This window comes from Flavobacterium algicola (assembly GCF_022399565.1).
Taxonomy (GTDB): domain Bacteria; phylum Bacteroidota; class Bacteroidia; order Flavobacteriales; family Flavobacteriaceae; genus Flavobacterium; species Flavobacterium algicola.
On record NZ_JAJTUT010000001.1, the window covers coordinates 1,273,942 to 1,290,852 of the forward strand.

Below are 16,911 nucleotides of genomic sequence, written 5' to 3' on the forward strand. Positions count from 1 at the left end.
AGATTCTTCGAAACGTTACAATCCTATGGCGGGATAATTACTACCGCCACAAGGATTTCCACCCCAACTCTTATGAGTATTTGGGTTATGCGTCCCTCGCAAAGTAATCGCCTCATCTGAGATTCCTTCGGAATGACAAACTTTATGGATAATTGTTGAGATAATCATAAAGTAAATTTTTTATATTAAGCCTGTTGATCCTTACTCAGAAAATCATACACAATTTTGTCTCGCTGAAAGCGTCCCACGCAAAATAAGTACCTCATCAAAGATTCCTTCGGAATGACAAACTTTATGGATAATTGTTGATTCTACAGATTAAAATTTCAACAGTATAAAATTGGCGCTAACTAGAAATAATTCACCCAATTTTTGTCTCGCTGAAAGCATCCCACGTAAAGTGCTCACTTCATCTGAGGTTCCTTCGGAATGACAAACTGTATGTATAATTATTGAGAAAATCATCAGTTTTCAATTGGAGAAAGAAATATAAATTAATATCCTAAAATCTGAATTTGTACAGTTTTGTCAAAGTTAAATTTTTATCAACAAAAATATTACTATTGTTTTTTACATAATTATGCCTAAATTGCAACTTCCACAAAATTTATAATACATGTATCAATTAAATTACCGTTCAATATCAAGAGAAGGCTTAGAGCTAAAAGACTTAAATGATATTTTGGATGAAGCAATTGCATTTAATGCCTCAAAAAACATTTCGGGTTGCCTCATCTATCATAACGATAATTTTGTTCAAATACTTGAGGGAGAAAAAAAAGATGTTTTGGATGTGTATGAAAGGGTTAAAAAAGATAAAAGACATCATTCGGTAACTTTGTTATGGGAGACTGCGGTACAAAAACGTCACTTTGCAGAGTGGAATATGGCGTACTATAACCCAAATGAAAAAAACATGAAACAGTTTGTTACTAACTTCCTATTACTATCCTCACTTTCCGATCGAAATTCAGGTGCTTTATTAAGCTTTTGGGCATCGGTACGCAAAATATTAAATGATGGTTCTAAGTCACCAGAAACGCATGGTGTCGTAAGTACAATTTAATACTCAAACACTTATCCATTTGATACTACTCCGGTTTCGTAAGATTATTAAATACCTTATTTAACAATTTTATAAGTTATTACACTTGGAAACTTCAGACTTCCCAAAATGTTTATTGATTGGCATGCGCTAATAACTTATTATTATTTTAGATCGAAAAGCCGGTTGCGCTTTTAATCTAAAAACTGCCTTTTGCCATTGTTTTACTTATTAATTCTTGAATTGTAACGTCCTTGCATACTCTACAAAAGATAATTGAAAAACGAATTAAATCTAATAATAAGATCAAATATTAGCGATAGATGCTCTATACTTAAATCAAATCAAAACGCCCTGATAATTGAATAAAACTATAATTGACAAGCCAATTGAAGCAAAGTGATAAAGTGTGGCTTATTTCGATTAAAATGATGCTTCAAGCACGTATTGTTCTCTAATATATTTTTTATAGAATGTGTATGTTATATTAACACTGATAACAATTATTATTTGTTTAAATTTGTAGAGACCTTTAGAAAAAACTTTTGCTAAGGTTAAACTTCCATTATTGATAAATTAATTTGAACCGTAATTCATCAATTTTATAATTACATAGAGGAAAGAATAAACAATGAACCTTACTACCTTTAATTCCTTCAAGAACAAAAATTTTACATTATTTTTCTCGGGGCAGGCTGTATCCTTACTAGGAACTTGGATGCAAAAAACAGCGGTAAGCTGGTTGGTTTATTCAATTACACAATCCAAATTGATGCTTGGTATTTCGGTATTTGCTACTTTATTTCCAACTGCAGTATTTTCTATATATGGCGGCATTATCGCCGACCGTTACGACCGCTACACCATTCTACTGATTACCCAAATTATATCTTTACTTCAAGCAATACTAATGACATTGGCCGTTATATTTTTTAAAGAAAATATCGTCTGGTGGATTATTGGCCTTAGTGTCCTGCTAGGTATAATTAATGGATTTGACGCTCCTGCTCGCCAATCTCTTGTACTAGAACTCATTGTTGATAAAACGGATTTGCCTAATGCTTTGGCCCTAAATTCGTCAATGGTTAATTTATCCAAATTAATTGGTCCTGCTATTGCTGGATTTGTTTTGGAGCACTTTGGTGATGCCGTTTGTTTTGGTAGTAATGCTGTAAGCTTTATAGCGGTTTTAACCTCATTATTACTGATGAAAATCCCAAGACAAATAGTTAATCCCAAGACAGATAAGAGCATCAAAAAAGAATTTGTAGAGGCATTATTGATTATAAAAGGCAATCGAATGATTGCATCGTCAATTATTTTTACGGCACTTATGGGATTATTAGTTTTACCTTTCTCTACTTTGACACCTGTTTTTGCAAAAGATGTCTTTAACGGTTCGGCTTCGACATTGGGAGTTATTGATGGATTTATTGGTTTGGGAGCTTTTCTAGGCGCTATGTTTCTAGCTTCTTTAAAGCAGGGAACCAATTTGACTATGATACTGGCAAAGAACAGCTTTTTGTTTGGTATTGGTCTTTTGTTTTTTTCGCAAACAGATAATTACTTTTTAGCCATTTTCTTTTTAACATTAGGATCTTTCGGGATGATGTCTGTGCGTACAATAACCAATACTATTGTTCAAGTAAATGTTGCAAACGAATATCGAGGTCGGGTAATAAGTGTATATCTAATGGTATTGACCTCTACAGTACCTATCGGTAGCGTCCTTGTGGGTGGTGTTTCGCATTATATTGGCGCTCAAAATACTGTTTTGATTCAGGCCATTTTGGCAATGATGTTGGCTGTTTCTTATGTTTTTTACCTGCGAATAGAAGCTAAAAAAGAATTAGAATAATACCATTACTAATAATCTACTACTTCTGAAATAGTAAATTTTCTCCTTAGCCCTGATGGCAACGGCATCCTCTTGTAGTGCGATAGCAAATACAAGAGATATAGTGTACAGCAGGAAAAGGCGTTATTTAATAACTAAATCTTCTGCTTCTACTTATTTAAAACGGTGTAATATAAATTTAAATCGAAAATTACTGGCTTTATATCTAAAAGAAAAAAGCTTCTAAAACGGTAGTTCTAGAAGCTCTTTTGATACTATTATATTCCATTTACATGTTTGACAACCATCCTTGAGGATTGGTATAGGTAGTATTTTGTAAAAGTAGAAACTTAATCACTGTTTTTCCTGTTTCACCACTGGTTCTCACGCGTCCAAGGCTTTGCTTGATACTCACTTTATCTCCTTTGTTTACAGACACAGAACTCAAGTTTTGATAAACAGTAAAGTAATCTCCGTGCTGAATCATGACTGCTTTATTTACAGGTGATAGAATCATGATACTTGCAACTTCTCCTCCAAATACGGCTCTTGCATTGGCACCCTCTTCAGTAGTAATTTCGACCCCACTGTTGTGAATGACAAGTGTATTGTAAATTGGATGCGCTTGGTCTCCATAACCCAATGAAACGAATCCTTTTTCTACTGGCCAAGGTAAACTACCTCTATTGGCTCTAAATCCGTCAGCAATTAATTTGTTCTCTGGTGTTAACTCAATGCGTGATGAGGAAACTTCAACTTTCGCAGCTGGTTCTTTTTCTACCACTGCAGCAGGTGCAGGCGTTGCTGGCTTTTTTGACAACCAATTTGATTTTGCAGCAGCAGCTTTTTCTGCGGCAGCAGCTTTGGCAGCAGCAACAGCTTTAGCTTTTTCCGCAGCAGCTTTTCTATTGGCTTCGGCAATGGCTTCACGAATCAATCGATCAATTTGTCGGTCAATGTTTTTAGACTCACTTTGTTTTTTTCGAATATCTGAAACAATGCGGTTTTTATCTTTCTTGATTTCGTTTACTAATTTCTCTTGCTCTTCTCTCTCTTTTACCAGTGATAAACGGTCCTTGACATTCTCTGCTAATAGCTTTTGCTTGGCTACTTTTTGAATATTCAATTTCTTATTAATGGCAATTAATTCAAGTGATTTGCCTTTTATCTCTTCCCCTTGCGCTTTTCTAAAATTAGTATATTGTTTTAAGTACTGCACTCTCTTAAAAGCTTGTAAAAAATTCTCAGACGAAAGTATAAACATCGCTCTACTTTGCTCAGAACGGCTTTTGTACGATTGAATGATTTTTTTTGAATAATCTTCTTTTAAGATATTCAACTCTCTATTCAACTCATTTAAACGAAGTTGGTTGCGGTACATATCATCTGCCAATAATCTAGTTTGTTTGGTCGTAGTATTGATCAAATTCTCTTTTAGCTTGATTTTGTTTTTTTGAATCAAATAGATAGTCATAGCAGACTTCTCCTTTGATTTTATACCTTTTAACATATTCTCGTTGTCCCTAATTTCTCTTTGAATTTGGGTTTTGCGCTGCTCTAACTTTTCTTGTTGAGAGGATTGACTCCATAGGATTGAAGTCATACAAATAAAAACTAGGCTTAGAATAAACTTTGGCATCTTGACAATATATTTTTATGCAAATTTAATTAATTAAAATTCTTTTGTAGCCATTTGGCACACTATATGGAAAAGAAATTTCGTCACTAAAATTAACGTCTGTATATTCTAAGTCAATTTCAGTTTTTCCCTTTTCTTGACTAGCATTTATCTGCAATTGCAGAGGGATGATTTTATTGTCATAATTTTTATAATTCCCGTAATTCATCTCTATTTTACGACCTTTATTACTTTGAGTAACTTCTTGCTTTCTAATTTTAAAATTATTGGCATCTATATAGAACGCTTTTTGTGTCTCATTATTGGCTTTGTCATCCAATCGATAGGAGATGTCTTCTAGAGTTTGGGTATATTTTCCTTTTCTAAGGTCATCTAAAGCCTCTCCCATCAGCATGTTTTGAACTTTGTTATAATCCAAATCGGTTCCTAACCATTGACTTAATCCGCTAAAGTCACCATCAAAATAAGTTCCTTTTATTTTTTCATAATAACTTACTTTGTCTGGAGTAATTAAGGCTTTTGCCATAGTGATTCCTAAGAATCGAATACTAACTAGAATTTGTTCGTCTTTTTTAATTCGAATTTCAGCAGTTACATTTTGAGTTTGTTTACCGTTGTCGAAACGCACATTGGACTTGATGTAAACTGCAGAAAAATCGGTTTGGTTGTCATAATGCTTGTCGATTATAGAGCTTACTTTCATTTCAGTAAGTGGCTCTGAAGTAGAATTTTGAATTAAACTCTTTTTCGACTTACAAGAAACTACTAGCAATGTACTCGCTAATGCTCCTATAAAAATGGTCTTTCTTACAATTGATTTTATTTTCATCTGTAGTTTTTTATTTTTTTAATAATTGGTTGGCTTTCGAAAAATACAATTCCTTTTTGGTAGTGTCTCCCAACCCATTGTAAGCTTCTCCTAATTGAATATTGAAGTTGATTTCTAATGTATTGTCATTTACAACAAAATCCATACCCATTTCTAGCATGTCTTTTGCTTTTTTAAATTGTCCTAGCTGATTGTATGCCAGACCCGAAAAATAGTAAAACTGCGACTGATTTGGAAATAGGTCCACAAAATCAGTAGCCTTTTTGGCAACAATCTCAAATTGCTTGGCATCTACATAAGCTTGAAGTAGAAGAAAATTGGTTTCTACATCGATCTTATCTGTTTTTTGATTAGAGAGTTCGTAGTATTTGATTGCTTTATCAAATTGTTTCTTAGTGTGGTAAAATTTACCCAATTCTTTGGATACATTAATCTCTGGATCATTATCAAAATATGAAACCGCCTTCTCCAAATCACTTGTAAATTCTGGATTATTATTTACAAATAATAAAAATTCATTTAGCATCCTGTGTTTGATCTTCGAATCTACCACTTTGGTGCTTTCCAAAACAAGATTCATTGATTTTACAGCATTCAGCCCGTCATTGTTTTCCAAATGATATTTAAATAAACTTACCTGTGCCCAAACCGAAGTTGGGATCTCTTTCTCTAATTTGCGAGCCGTTTCAAGTACTTTTTCTACCTGATTATTTTTCGAATACAAATAAATTAGAGAAACATAGTTGGATTCTTCCTTGGGTGAACTTTTAATCAGGTCGACTAAGTTCTCAATCTCTGATTTTTGAAATTTACCTTGCGACAAAATCTGGATTTTATAAGATTCCCGACGATCCGATTTTCCTACGGTTTCATTTAGGTCATTGATAAGATCTAATGCTTTATCAAATTGAGAGGTGTTCATATACAAAGAAGTTAAGTCTTCTTTGAATTTTGAATCTAAGGGGATTAATTTTTTGATAGTTGCGATACCTCCCAAATAATCTTTGGTGGCATAATTCACATCATAAACACCAATTAAGAACCATTTATTGGTAGGATCTATTCTAGATGCATCCTCAAAAGATGAAATTGCATTGCTATAATTTTTTTGAGCAAAATAATTTTTTCCTAATTCAAAGTGTATCGTAGCGTTTTTAGGTTCGAGTTTTAAACACTTCTCTAAAGATACGATTGCTTTGTCGTAGTTCTCGATTCCCTTTTGTTTCAATGCTTCAAAAAAGTAATCTTGAAATTTATCCTTGTCGGTTGTTGTAAATTCTTCCTCAGCTTGTGCCAATACCGCATTGGAATTGCAAAGCAAAACTGAAAACAACATTATATAAACCGATTTACAAAGCATTTGCTATTCTTTTTATCTGCAAAAGTTACAATAATAAAATACATATTGGTTAGTACCATTTACTGAATGTTTTATTATTATATTAAAAACGTCAGTTCAACTAATTATTGTTAGAACTGACGTTTTTAAAAATTATATCTAATCTAAAACAGAATAATCTCCAATGCTTACACTCGTAAAATTACCGTCAAAAACAACATGATTACCAATCATGGCATTATCTAGAGTAGCATTTTTAATATGAGCATGAGTTTGAATTAAACTATTTTTTATTGTACTATCTACAACATGAGACCCTTTTCCTAACGAAACATTTGGCCCTACAGTGGTATTTATCAAAACAACATCCTCCCCTATAAAACATGGTGGAATGATAGTGCTATTTTCTAACTTTACATTCTGTGCTACTAGATCTTCACCATCTGTTTGCAAAAAGCCAAGCATTCTTGAATTTGTTTCTACAGTAATATTTTTATTTCCGCAATCCATCCATTCATCAACACTGCCAGTTTTAAAAACTTTTCCGTTGGCCATCATCGCTTTAATACCATCATTAATTTGGTATTCACCACCATTTTGAATGTTGTTATCTAGCACTGTTTGCAATTCTGTTTTCAAATCTCCTACTTCTTTAAAATAGTAGATTCCGATAACTGCACTATTGCTTACGAACTCTTGTGGTTTTTCAACTAATTCTGTAATATTGTCATTGGCGTCTAATTTTACAACACCATATGCTTCTGGTTCGTCTACTTTTTTTACCCAAATAACCGCATCAGCAGCTGGATCCAAATCAAAGTCGGCTCTAATAAGCGTATCAGCATAAGCAATAACAGCTGGACCGGATAAAGATTCTTTGGCACACATAATGGCGTGTCCTGTTCCTAAAGGCAAATCTTGACGATAAATTGAAGCTTTAGCTCCTAAATCATTTGCTAATTTTTCTAAACTTAGTACTACATCCTCTCCAAAAAAAGCTGGATCACCAAGAATAAAGGCAATCTCTTCGATTGGTTCTTTCAAAATCTTAGCAATATCTTCAACCAAACGGTGTACAATAGTTTTACCCGCTACAGGAATTAAAGGTTTAGGCACTGTCAAAGAATGTGGGCGAAGACGAGATCCACGTCCTGCCATAGGAACTATTATTTTCATATTCTATCTCTATTTATTAAACACTTTAAAAACTGTAGATTACAATTATAAAGGTTTATCGCTATTGCGTTTAATTATTTTGAAATTATAACTCGCTAATAATAATAACGAGAAAATCATATTTTATTTTACACCAGTACTTCCAAACCCTCCCGCTCCTCTATCGGTTACTGAAAGTTCGGATACTTCAGCCCATTCTGCGCGTTCGTGTTTGGCAATGATAAGTTGCGCTATGCGCTCTCCATTGTTAATCACAAATTCTTCATTAGATAAATTTACCAAAATAACACCAATTTCGCCACGGTAATCAGCATCAATTGTTCCAGGACTGTTGAGCACTGTCACACCATTTTTAAAAGCCAAGCCACTTCTTGGTCTTACTTGCGCTTCCAATCCTATCGGTAATTCGATAAAAAGACCTGTTTTAACGATTGTTCTTTCCAATGGTTGCAACGATATTGAATCTATTAGATTTGCTCTTAAATCCATCCCAGCAGAAGCTATAGTTTCATAACTTGGTAAAGCATGTTGGGACTTATTGATAATATTTATTTTCATTTTGTGTTTTTTAAAATAAAGCTAGTTGTAGGGTACTGAAATGTACTAGGCTTTACTATTTGAAATTTTTAGTAATGTTTCTTTCTCGTTGTAATAGATGAAATATACAAAGACTAGTAACAGTCCTATTCCAACAAAATAGTTTTCTCTGAATTTATAGAACGAAATGATAGAGAAAACAATTGATAATCCCATATAACTTCCAATTTTCTTAAAGTCATATGGAATAGGATAATATTTATTTCCTAAAAAATAAGAAATAGCCATCATACTTCCGTACGCTGCAAGAGTCGCTACAGCAGAACCGTAATAACTCATCGATGGAATTAATAAAAAGTTTAAAGCTAAAGTTATCACCGCTCCTGCGATAGAAATATAAGCCCCGATATACGTTTTATCAATCAACTTATACCAAACAGAAAGGTTGGTATAAATCCCTAGACAGAAATTTGCTAAAATTATTAAAGGTACCACTTTCATCGCCTCCCAGTAAGAAGAGTCTCTAATCATAATCAGCTTAAATAAGTCGGCGAAAACGATGACCGTTAACATGATCAAAGATCCAAAAATCACAAAATATTTAGTTACGGTGGCATAAGTCGTAGGTGCATTTTTATCGGATGCATGGCTAAAAAAGAAAGGCTCAATTCCTAAAGTGTATGCTGTACGATAAAGAACCATGAATAATCCAAGTTTATAACAAGCAGAATAAACTCCAACCTCAGATTCAGCAATTTTTTCTGGAAGTAATTTTGCTAATAAAATTTTGTCAAACTGTTCATTTATAGCAAATGCAATACCTGCCACCATGATAGGCAAGCCATATCGAAGCATTTTTTTCCACAGCTTTAAATCAAATTTCCATTTCAGAAATACGTAATCTGGAGATAGTATTACAAACGTAAGTAAACTCGCTATGATGTTGGCTAAAAAAATATATCCAATTTCGAAATTATCTATATACAATGAACTAGCGAATCCGCGAGGGTTTTCTTCTACCAGAATAGGAAAATAAAGTAAAAACAAAACGCTCAATATAAGATTGACCAATACATTACCAATTTTTATTGATGCATATACCATAGGCTTCTGAATAGCACGAAGCTTTGAAAAAGGTATTATTACCAAAGCATCTAAAGCCAAAATCCAAATTGTATATGTAATGTATTGTGAATCGATCCCAGACCAATCTGCTAGTGTGGTTCTAAATAAAAGTGCCACAAATAGAAAACAAACCGTAGTCCAAAATATCGAGATCATCGATGTTTCTACAACAGACCTTTTATTGTCTTCGTTGTTATAAAATCGAAAAAATGCGGTTTCCATTCCGTAAGCAAGAATGACATTAAAGAAAATCATGTAAGCAAAAATAATAGAAACCTTTCCATATTCTGCTTTGGGAAGCAAATTGGTATAAAGGGGCACCAACAAAAAGCTGAACATCCTTGGCAATACTGTTGCCAATCCATAAATAGCAGTTTGCTTGAAAAGTTTTTTATATAGTCCCAAAATAGATTTTCAATTAATTTGAAAGCAAAAATAACTATTTCTTTGGTTTAATCATCGCATGTTAGACAAACATTAAGTATTACCCAAATAATATAAATATAGAAATAGAGGAGAAAAACATAAGCAGGCATCAAACTTAAGACAAACGATTCTCGTCAAGTATCTTAATGAAATGAAATCCCTTAGGTTCAAACCCTTGATTGTAATAAAAGCGATGAGCGGTGAAGTTATTCGTATATGCATCAAGCGTAATCATCGTGCAATCGGCTGCTAGCGCCTTGTTATGAATGTAATCTGTCATCATCTTTCCAATTCCTTTAGAACGATGTTTTGGATCTACAACAAAATTATCAATTTCGATGTACTTGCCTGCCCATAATTTGAATCCAGTCCAGAATCCAGTAAGTCCAACACAAACATCATCTTCATATACTGCCAATTGTTTGTAATTATGCGGAACCATCTCCTTCAGGTATAATTCGTATTTATCAATTGTAAAAGCAGGATATAAATGCTTTAACATTTCTAATTCAGCAACCATTTCAGCTACGGTTGCAAGTTCTTTTATTACTAGCAAAATAATATCATTTTTAAATAGGACATAAATCTAATAAAAAAAAGAGTCCCGCTATGCGGGACTCTCTATATTCTAATAAAATATTTTATTTTATCCGTTCAAAGCTTCAGCTCCACCAACAATCTCAAGGATTTCATTGGTAATAGCAGCTTGACGTGCTTTGTTGTAAGTCAATTTCAATTGATTTCTCAATTCAGTTGCATTATCAGTTGCTTTGTGCATAGCTGTCATACGAGCACCATGTTCAGAGGCAAAAGAATCTCTAATACCTTTGTACAATTGCATCTTCAAAGATTTAGGAATCAATGTCAATACAATTTCTTCTTTTGATGGCTCAAAAATGTAATCAGATGGAGCAATATTTAAATCAGATTTTATAGGAGCTAATGGTAAAAATTGTTCTGTTTGAACAATTTGTGTAGCAGCATTTTTAAATTGATTATAAATCAATTCGATCTTGTCATACTCACCATCAACAAATTTCTTGATTAGTTCATCTGCAATAGCAGCTACATTATCAAAAGTTAAATCATCAAAAACAACACTTTGATTAGCAACAACCGTTTGTGTTTTGCTTAAAACGTCGTTTCCTTTTTTACCAATAGCAAAAATATCTACTTGTTTACCTGCGTAATACAATGCACGGCTCTTAGCACCTTTTATAGCATTAGTATTAAAAGCTCCAGCCAAACCTCTGTTTGAAGTAACTACAACTAACAACACTTTTTTAATTTCGCGTTGTGTTGTAAATTCTCCACCTGCATCCCCTTCAAGAGTAGCAGAAAGGTTTTGCAACAACTCTGTTAACTTTTCGGCATAAGGGCGCATTGCAGTAATCGCATCTTGTGCTTTCTTTAGCTTTGCAGCAGAAACCATTTTCATTGCCGATGTAATTTGCATCGTAGATGAAACGGAAGTAATTCTATTACGGATTTCCTTTAAATTTGCCATTTGTTTTGTAAAAGTTATAAGTTAAGTGTTATGAGTTAGAAGATTTCTCCTAACTCATAACTTCTAACCTCTAATATTAGTTATATTTTGCTGATACTTCTTTTGCTACAGTTTGAATTACATCTGTAATATCATCTGATAATTTACCTGCTTTCAAAGCATCCAAAGTTGCTCTGTGTTTAGCATTTAAGAAAGACAAAAAGTCTTTTTCAAATTCCTTAACTTTATTTACCGGAACATTCTTCAACAAGTTTTTAGAACCTGCATAAATAATTGCTACTTGGTCTTCAACAGTATAAGGATCATTTAAACCTTGTTTCAAGATCTCAACGTTTCTTCTACCTTTTTCGATTACGTTTAAAGTAACTGCATCAAGATCAGAACCAAATTTAGCAAACGCTTCCAATTCACGGAATTGTGCTTGATCTAGTTTTAAAGTACCAGATACTTTTTTCATTGATTTAATTTGTGCATTTCCTCCAACACGAGATACCGAGATACCAACGTTAATTGCTGGACGAACCCCAGAGTTAAACAAATCTCCATCAAGGAAAATTTGACCATCTGTAATCGAAATTACGTTTGTTGGGATATAGGCAGAAACGTCACCAGCTTGAGTCTCGATAATAGGTAAAGCAGTTAATGAACCACCACCTTTAACGATACCTTTTAATGAATCTGGTAAATCATTCATGTTTCTTGCAATTCCATCATCTGCAATTACTTTACAAGCTCTTTCTAATAGACGAGAGTGTAAGTAAAAAACGTCACCAGGATATGCCTCACGTCCTGGAGGTCTTCTTAATAAAAGAGATACCTCACGGTAAGCCACGGCTTGTTTAGACAAATCATCATAAACAATTAAAGCTGGACGACCTGAATCTCTAAAATACTCACCAATTGCAGCACCTGCGAAAGGAGCGTAAACTTGCATTGGAGCTGGATCAGAAGCGTTTGCTGCAACAATAACTGTGTAAGCCATTGCACCTTTTTCTTCCAACATTTTAGCAATTCCTGCTACAGTTGAAGCTTTTTGTCCAATTGCAACATATATACAGAATACAGGTTTACCTGCATCGTAAAATTCTTTTTGATTTAAGATAGTATCAATACAAACAGTTGATTTACCTGTTTGACGGTCACCAATAACTAGCTCACGTTGTCCTCTACCAACTGGGATCATAGCATCTACTGCTTTAATACCTGTTTGTAATGGTTCAGTAACTGGCTGACGGAAAATAACTCCAGGAGCTTTTCTTTCCAATGGCATCTCGTATAAATCTCCACCAATTGGTCCTTTACCATCGATAGGAAAACCAAGTGTGTTAACTACGCGTCCAACCATTTGTTCTCCTACTTTAAGAGAAGCGATACGTTGTGTTCTTTTTGCAGTTGATCCTTCTTTGATTCCAGTAGATGGTCCTAAAAGTACCACACCAACATTGTCCTCTTCAAGGTTCAATACAATAGCCTCTAGACCATTGTCAAATTCAACTAACTCACCGTATTGAACATTTGAAAGCCCGTAAATACGAGCAATACCATCTCCAACTTGAAGTACGGTTCCTACTTCCTCTAGCGTTGCGCCAGATTCAAAACCTTCTACTTGCTTTCTTAATATTGCTGAAATTTCAGCAGGTTTGATTTCCGCCATCTTAATTTATAATTTAGACACTTAAATGTGCAATAAAACTAGTTACTTAATTCTCTTTTTAATACTTGTAATCTGTTTGCTACCGAAGCATTATACTGTTGGTCGCCTATTCTTAAAATAAATCCTCCAATGATAGCAGGATCTACAAGACTTTTGATTGTGATTTTTTTATTCGAAAGCGTTGCAATTTTCGCTAATACTTTAGCTTCAAGTGCTGCATCCATTGGAAAAGCAGTTGTAACATGTGCTACCTCTACTCCAATGCTTTCGTCAAACAATATGCTGTATTGTTCAGCAATTGTTTCTAGAATTTCAAATCTTTTGTTTTCGAATAACAAATGAAATAACCCTTTGGTTACACCATCAATAGTTTCGAAAATTTCTAAAAGCGCTGACTCTTTTACTCCAACGTTAATAGTAGGATTTTGAATAAAGGTACTCAATTCCAAATTACTACTAACAGTTGTAGCTATCGTCTGCATGTCTTGATTCACAACATCGGCTATACCTCTTGAGGTCGCTAAGTCTAGAATTGCTTTTGCATAACGATTTGCTGCTCTTGTACTTGCCATAATGATTAGTTTATCGTTACATCACCTAACATTTTCTCAACCAATTTAGTTTGAGCATCTTTGTTAGATAATTCATCTTTCAATAATTTCTCAGCGATATTCAATGACAAAGTTGAAACTTGTAATTTCAATTCAGCCATAGCTGCATTTTTTTCACTGTTGATAGCTACTTTTGCTTGCTCGATCATTTTTTGACCTTGTAATTGCGCTTCCGCTTTTGCATCTGCAACCATTTTCTCCTTCATCTCGCGAGCATCTTTAAGCATGTTGTCACGCTCTAATCTTGCTTCTTGCAAAATACGTTGGTTGTCTGCTTGAAGATTTTGCATTTCTTGTCTTGCATTTTCAGCAGACAATAAAGCGTTTTTAATTCCTTCTTCTCTATCATTTACTGCATCAAGAATTGGTTTCCACGCGAATTTTTTTAACAAAAGTATTAATCCAACAAATATTAATATTTGCCAAAAAAACAAACCAAACTCAAACTGATTTATTAACTTTTCCATTGTATGTAAGTATAATTTTTAACTTCTAAATTTTATTCTAATTGCAATCTGCAATGTATAATGTTTTAATTTTAAAAACAATAGTTACAACCAACCGTTGCAACTATTGTTTTTTCTGTTTTAATTACGATGCGAATAACGCAGCGAAACCAATACCCTCAATAAGTGCAGCTGCAATAAGCATAGCTGTTTGGATCTTTCCTGAAGCTTCTGGCTGACGAGCAATAGCGTCCATTGCTGAACTACCAATTTTACCAATACCTAAACCTGCTCCGATAACGATTAACCCAGCTCCAATAATTTGTGGAATTTCCATGATATATATATTAAAAATTAAACATTCAATTTTAAAGTACGAAGAACAAATTTAACATCCTTCTACTTTCGTGTTATTACTTTTCTAACCAATTAATGACCTTCTTCATGATGATGCTCTTCTACGGCAGAACCGAAATAAAGTGCCGACAACATTGTAAAGATATACGCTTGTAAAAAAGCAACTAAAATTTCAAGTATAGAAAGTAAGAATGACAATCCGAATGACAAACTACTTCCGATCCAGCTTTTGAAAATAAACATTAAACCAATAATGCTCATTAATACAATATGTCCAGCAAAAATGTTGGCATACAAACGTATCATTAAAGAGAAAGGTTTAATAAATATTCCAAGTAATTCGATAGGAGCTAAAATGATACGCATTGGTTTTGGCACACCTGGCATCCAGAAAATGTGTCCCCAATAGTTTTTATTAGCTGTTAAGTTTGTGATTAAGAAAGTTAAAAATGCTAATGAAAAAGTAATTGTTAAGTTACCTGTAGCATTAATACCTAGTGGAGTCAATCCGAAAATATTTAAAAACAATACAAAGAAGAATATTGTTAATAGATAACTCATATAATTTTTGTATTTTTTTTCTCCGATATTTGGAATAGCAATCTCGTCACGTATATACAATACAATAGGTTCGAATATACGACCTGGACCTGATGCAATTCCTTTATTTTTAGAATAAGACTTAGCTAAACTACTGAATAAGAATAACATTAACAAAGCTGCTCCTAAGATTGAAACTACTGTTTTGGTAATAGAAAAATCAATTGGGCGGACATTTGAAGGGAAACCTGTTTCTTCATTTTCTGTAATTGTTCCAGAAGCATCTGTTCTGTAAATTTTACCATCATGATGATTGATAACATAATACTTTCCATTTGATTCTGCTACTTCTTTACCATGGTGAAATTTTGCAGAAGAAAACATGTGCAAACCTTCATCTAGTAAGATAATTGGTAAAGGAAAACCCCAACTTTCACCTGTTTCATCATCCTGCGTGAATGAAAAATCATGAGAATCTAAAACGTGATGACTTACAAACGCTTTAATTTTAGACTTTACATCTGTAGGTTCTGCGTGACCTCCTTCGTGATGACCTTCAGCTACTACTGCATGAGAATTTTCTAAATTAACTTTTGCAGAATCAATTTCTTGATTTGCAAAACTCACTAAAGGAAGACATGCTAGAAATGTTGCTACTACTAATCTAAGAGGCCTGTTTAAAATTACCATAATTACAAAAATATGTTATATTTACGTTTCTAAAATTTGGTGCAAAGGTACATTTTTTATTAATACTCAAAAGCATAACAAAAATATTTTTTTTTTTACTCTTAACAAAACTCTAATTTTTTTCCTTTTTACTTAGTATTCTTATAGTTAACAGTGTCTCAATTGTCAAAAAAAGAATAAAGAGTATAAAAAAATTAATTTTCTCTATTCCCATTTCAGAACTACTAGAATTCAATATCGGCCTTACCAATAGATAACAAGGAAGTATCTTTATAGTAGTGGCAAGCAAGAAACTCATACCCACATTATCAAAATTCACCTCTTTTATCTTCAGTAAAATTAAAAATATAAGTACTGAAAATCCTAAAAAAAATAAGTATAATACTTCAATTTTATAATAGAAACCACTATCATTTACTTCAAAAATAAATAGTAATAGTTTGTTTATAATGTAAGCGATTCCAACAATTTTCATTAAATCTAGAAACCATTTGTACTTAACGGACTTCATAAAATTTTATATTTTGAATAAATAGCAAAGCGAAATACTTCACTTCTCTTTATTTATTTCATTTACTTGTCTTATGACATTGTATAAAGCCAAAACTACTCCTATCATCACAAATATTTTGCTGTAATAAACTTTTGCACTTGGGTAACTTTCATCCAACCATCCTCCTAAATAGGAAAGTAAAAAGATTATCACTCCCATTTGTATTGGGATATTGATAAGTGCCAACCATTTTGTAGAGTTATTCTTCTGCGGCTTATTTTCCATCTGTTAATAAAAATTTATTATTGTCTCTCATAGTACAAGAAGCACTAAACTCTGCTCCTGGTTCTACAGACAATTTCCCGACCATAACCTGTCCGTGGATGCTCGCTTTTGATTTTACATTTAAAACTTCTGCCACTTCCATTATTCCATTAAACTTACCTTCGACATCTGCATTTTTACAAATTACATCTCCAGTGACCTTACCAGAGGGACCTATGACTAGTTTCCCGGTTGATTGAAAATTACCTTCTAATTCCCCATCCAGTCGAAAATCGGCTTGCGATATGATATCTCCTTTGATTACCGTTCCTTCAACAATTCTATTTGTTTTCCCTAATAAATCGGTATAGGATTTTGATTTTTTATCGAACATAA

18 protein-coding genes are annotated in these 16,911 nt (G+C 33.3%); 2 read left to right on the forward strand and 16 right to left on the reverse strand.

From position 1 onward, the window contains the following. Positions 1 to 15 precede the first annotated feature (15 nt). Positions 16 to 168: a hypothetical protein gene (locus LXH21_RS05410; RefSeq protein WP_239863243.1), complete on the reverse strand. Its 153-nt coding sequence runs from the start codon at positions 166 to 168 to the stop codon at positions 16 to 18. Positions 169 to 616: 448 nt separating this feature from the next. Between LXH21_RS05410 and LXH21_RS05415 the strand changes: the two genes are divergently transcribed. Both LXH21_RS05415 and LXH21_RS05420 read left to right on the forward strand, forming a co-directional pair. Beyond that, positions 617 to 1,066 carry a BLUF domain-containing protein gene (locus tag LXH21_RS05415; RefSeq protein ID WP_239863245.1) on the forward strand — a complete coding sequence of 150 codons (450 nt, stop codon included), beginning with the start codon at positions 617 to 619 and terminating at the stop codon, positions 1,064 to 1,066. 610 nt (positions 1,067 to 1,676) lie between these two features. Next, a complete protein-coding gene (locus tag LXH21_RS05420; protein WP_239863246.1) occupies positions 1,677 to 2,903 on the forward strand; it encodes an MFS transporter in 1,227 nt (408 codons plus the stop codon). Positions 2,904 to 3,171: 268 nt separating this feature from the next. Here LXH21_RS05420 and LXH21_RS05425 read toward each other — a convergent pair whose 3' ends face one another. The 15 genes from LXH21_RS05425 to LXH21_RS05495 form a co-directional block, all read right to left on the reverse strand. Beyond that, entirely contained in the window at positions 3,172 to 4,485 is a 1,314-nt protein-coding gene (locus LXH21_RS05425; RefSeq protein WP_239863247.1) for a murein hydrolase activator EnvC family protein, read from the reverse strand. A 61-nt stretch (positions 4,486 to 4,546) separates the two neighbouring features. Next, positions 4,547 to 5,350, reverse strand: a complete 804-nt coding sequence (locus LXH21_RS05430) for a DUF4292 domain-containing protein (protein ID WP_239863248.1) — start codon at positions 5,348 to 5,350, stop codon at positions 4,547 to 4,549. Positions 5,351 to 5,360: 10 nt separating this feature from the next. Further along, on the reverse strand, positions 5,361 to 6,710 hold the full coding sequence (locus LXH21_RS05435) for a tetratricopeptide repeat protein (protein WP_239863249.1): 1,350 nt from the start codon (positions 6,708 to 6,710) through the stop codon (positions 5,361 to 5,363). 138 nt (positions 6,711 to 6,848) lie between these two features. Then, entirely contained in the window at positions 6,849 to 7,865 is a 1,017-nt protein-coding gene (locus tag LXH21_RS05440) for a sugar phosphate nucleotidyltransferase (protein ID WP_239863250.1), read from the reverse strand. 123 nt (positions 7,866 to 7,988) lie between these two features. Beyond that, entirely contained in the window at positions 7,989 to 8,423 is a 435-nt protein-coding gene (gene dut / locus LXH21_RS05445) for a dUTP diphosphatase (protein WP_239863251.1), read from the reverse strand. A 45-nt stretch (positions 8,424 to 8,468) separates the two neighbouring features. Further along, a complete protein-coding gene (locus LXH21_RS05450; protein ID WP_239863253.1) occupies positions 8,469 to 9,932 on the reverse strand; it encodes a lipopolysaccharide biosynthesis protein in 1,464 nt (487 codons plus the stop codon). Between the two features lie 136 nt (positions 9,933 to 10,068). Beyond that, on the reverse strand, positions 10,069 to 10,509 hold the full coding sequence (locus LXH21_RS05455; RefSeq protein WP_262916175.1) for a GNAT family N-acetyltransferase: 441 nt from the start codon (positions 10,507 to 10,509) through the stop codon (positions 10,069 to 10,071). Between the two features lie 90 nt (positions 10,510 to 10,599). Further along, positions 10,600 to 11,460 (reverse strand): ATP synthase F1 subunit gamma, encoded by an 861-nt coding sequence (atpG, locus tag LXH21_RS05460; protein WP_239863254.1) that lies wholly within the window; start codon positions 11,458 to 11,460, stop codon positions 10,600 to 10,602. Positions 11,461 to 11,536: 76 nt separating this feature from the next. After that, complete coding sequence (gene atpA, locus LXH21_RS05465) at positions 11,537 to 13,114, reverse strand: F0F1 ATP synthase subunit alpha (RefSeq protein ID WP_239863255.1); 1,578 nt, start codon at positions 13,112 to 13,114, stop codon at positions 11,537 to 11,539. A 38-nt stretch (positions 13,115 to 13,152) separates the two neighbouring features. Beyond that, positions 13,153 to 13,686 carry an ATP synthase F1 subunit delta gene (atpH, locus tag LXH21_RS05470; protein ID WP_239863256.1) on the reverse strand — a complete coding sequence of 178 codons (534 nt, stop codon included), beginning with the start codon at positions 13,684 to 13,686 and terminating at the stop codon, positions 13,153 to 13,155. A 5-nt stretch (positions 13,687 to 13,691) separates the two neighbouring features. Continuing rightward, positions 13,692 to 14,192 (reverse strand): F0F1 ATP synthase subunit B, encoded by a 501-nt coding sequence (locus LXH21_RS05475; RefSeq protein WP_239863257.1) that lies wholly within the window; start codon positions 14,190 to 14,192, stop codon positions 13,692 to 13,694. Between the two features lie 124 nt (positions 14,193 to 14,316). Continuing rightward, positions 14,317 to 14,508, reverse strand: coding sequence for an ATP synthase F0 subunit C (atpE, locus tag LXH21_RS05480; RefSeq protein WP_170111537.1), 192 nt, complete (start codon positions 14,506 to 14,508; stop codon positions 14,317 to 14,319). A 92-nt stretch (positions 14,509 to 14,600) separates the two neighbouring features. Then, positions 14,601 to 15,758: a F0F1 ATP synthase subunit A gene (gene atpB, locus LXH21_RS05485; RefSeq protein ID WP_239863258.1), complete on the reverse strand. Its 1,158-nt coding sequence runs from the start codon at positions 15,756 to 15,758 to the stop codon at positions 14,601 to 14,603. Positions 15,759 to 16,308: 550 nt separating this feature from the next. Beyond that, on the reverse strand, positions 16,309 to 16,536 hold the full coding sequence (locus LXH21_RS05490) for an AtpZ/AtpI family protein (RefSeq protein ID WP_239863259.1): 228 nt from the start codon (positions 16,534 to 16,536) through the stop codon (positions 16,309 to 16,311). Next, positions 16,526 to 16,909 carry a bactofilin family protein gene (locus LXH21_RS05495; protein ID WP_239863260.1) on the reverse strand — a complete coding sequence of 128 codons (384 nt, stop codon included), beginning with the start codon at positions 16,907 to 16,909 and terminating at the stop codon, positions 16,526 to 16,528. The genes LXH21_RS05490 and LXH21_RS05495 overlap by 11 nt, the downstream gene beginning before the upstream one ends. Between the last annotated feature and the right edge of the window lie 2 nt (positions 16,910 to 16,911).

What these genes read in the sequence shown, in the direction of transcription:
- LXH21_RS05410 (WP_239863243.1), bottom strand. Translation starts at nt 168, where the DNA reads ATGATTATCTCAACAATTATCCATAAAGTTTGTCATTCCGAAGGAATC.
- LXH21_RS05415 (WP_239863245.1), top strand. Translation starts at nt 617, where the DNA reads ATGTATCAATTAAATTACCGTTCAATATCAAGAGAAGGCTTAGAGCTA.
- LXH21_RS05420 (WP_239863246.1), top strand. Translation starts at nt 1,677, where the DNA reads ATGAACCTTACTACCTTTAATTCCTTCAAGAACAAAAATTTTACATTA.
- LXH21_RS05425 (WP_239863247.1), bottom strand. Translation starts at nt 4,485, where the DNA reads ATGACTTCAATCCTATGGAGTCAATCCTCTCAACAAGAAAAGTTAGAG.
- LXH21_RS05430 (WP_239863248.1), bottom strand. Translation starts at nt 5,350, where the DNA reads ATGAAAATAAAATCAATTGTAAGAAAGACCATTTTTATAGGAGCATTA.
- LXH21_RS05435 (WP_239863249.1), bottom strand. Translation starts at nt 6,710, where the DNA reads ATGCTTTGTAAATCGGTTTATATAATGTTGTTTTCAGTTTTGCTTTGC.
- LXH21_RS05440 (WP_239863250.1), bottom strand. Translation starts at nt 7,865, where the DNA reads ATGAAAATAATAGTTCCTATGGCAGGACGTGGATCTCGTCTTCGCCCA.
- dut (WP_239863251.1), bottom strand. Translation starts at nt 8,423, where the DNA reads ATGAAAATAAATATTATCAATAAGTCCCAACATGCTTTACCAAGTTAT.
- atpG (WP_239863254.1), bottom strand. Translation starts at nt 11,460, where the DNA reads ATGGCAAATTTAAAGGAAATCCGTAATAGAATTACTTCCGTTTCATCT.
- atpA (WP_239863255.1), bottom strand. Translation starts at nt 13,114, where the DNA reads ATGGCGGAAATCAAACCTGCTGAAATTTCAGCAATATTAAGAAAGCAA.
- atpH (WP_239863256.1), bottom strand. Translation starts at nt 13,686, where the DNA reads ATGGCAAGTACAAGAGCAGCAAATCGTTATGCAAAAGCAATTCTAGAC.
- LXH21_RS05475 (WP_239863257.1), bottom strand. Translation starts at nt 14,192, where the DNA reads ATGGAAAAGTTAATAAATCAGTTTGAGTTTGGTTTGTTTTTTTGGCAA.
- atpE (WP_170111537.1), bottom strand. Translation starts at nt 14,508, where the DNA reads ATGGAAATTCCACAAATTATTGGAGCTGGGTTAATCGTTATCGGAGCA.
- atpB (WP_239863258.1), bottom strand. Translation starts at nt 15,758, where the DNA reads ATGGTAATTTTAAACAGGCCTCTTAGATTAGTAGTAGCAACATTTCTA.
- LXH21_RS05490 (WP_239863259.1), bottom strand. Translation starts at nt 16,536, where the DNA reads ATGGAAAATAAGCCGCAGAAGAATAACTCTACAAAATGGTTGGCACTT.
- LXH21_RS05495 (WP_239863260.1), bottom strand. Translation starts at nt 16,909, where the DNA reads ATGTTCGATAAAAAATCAAAATCCTATACCGATTTATTAGGGAAAACA.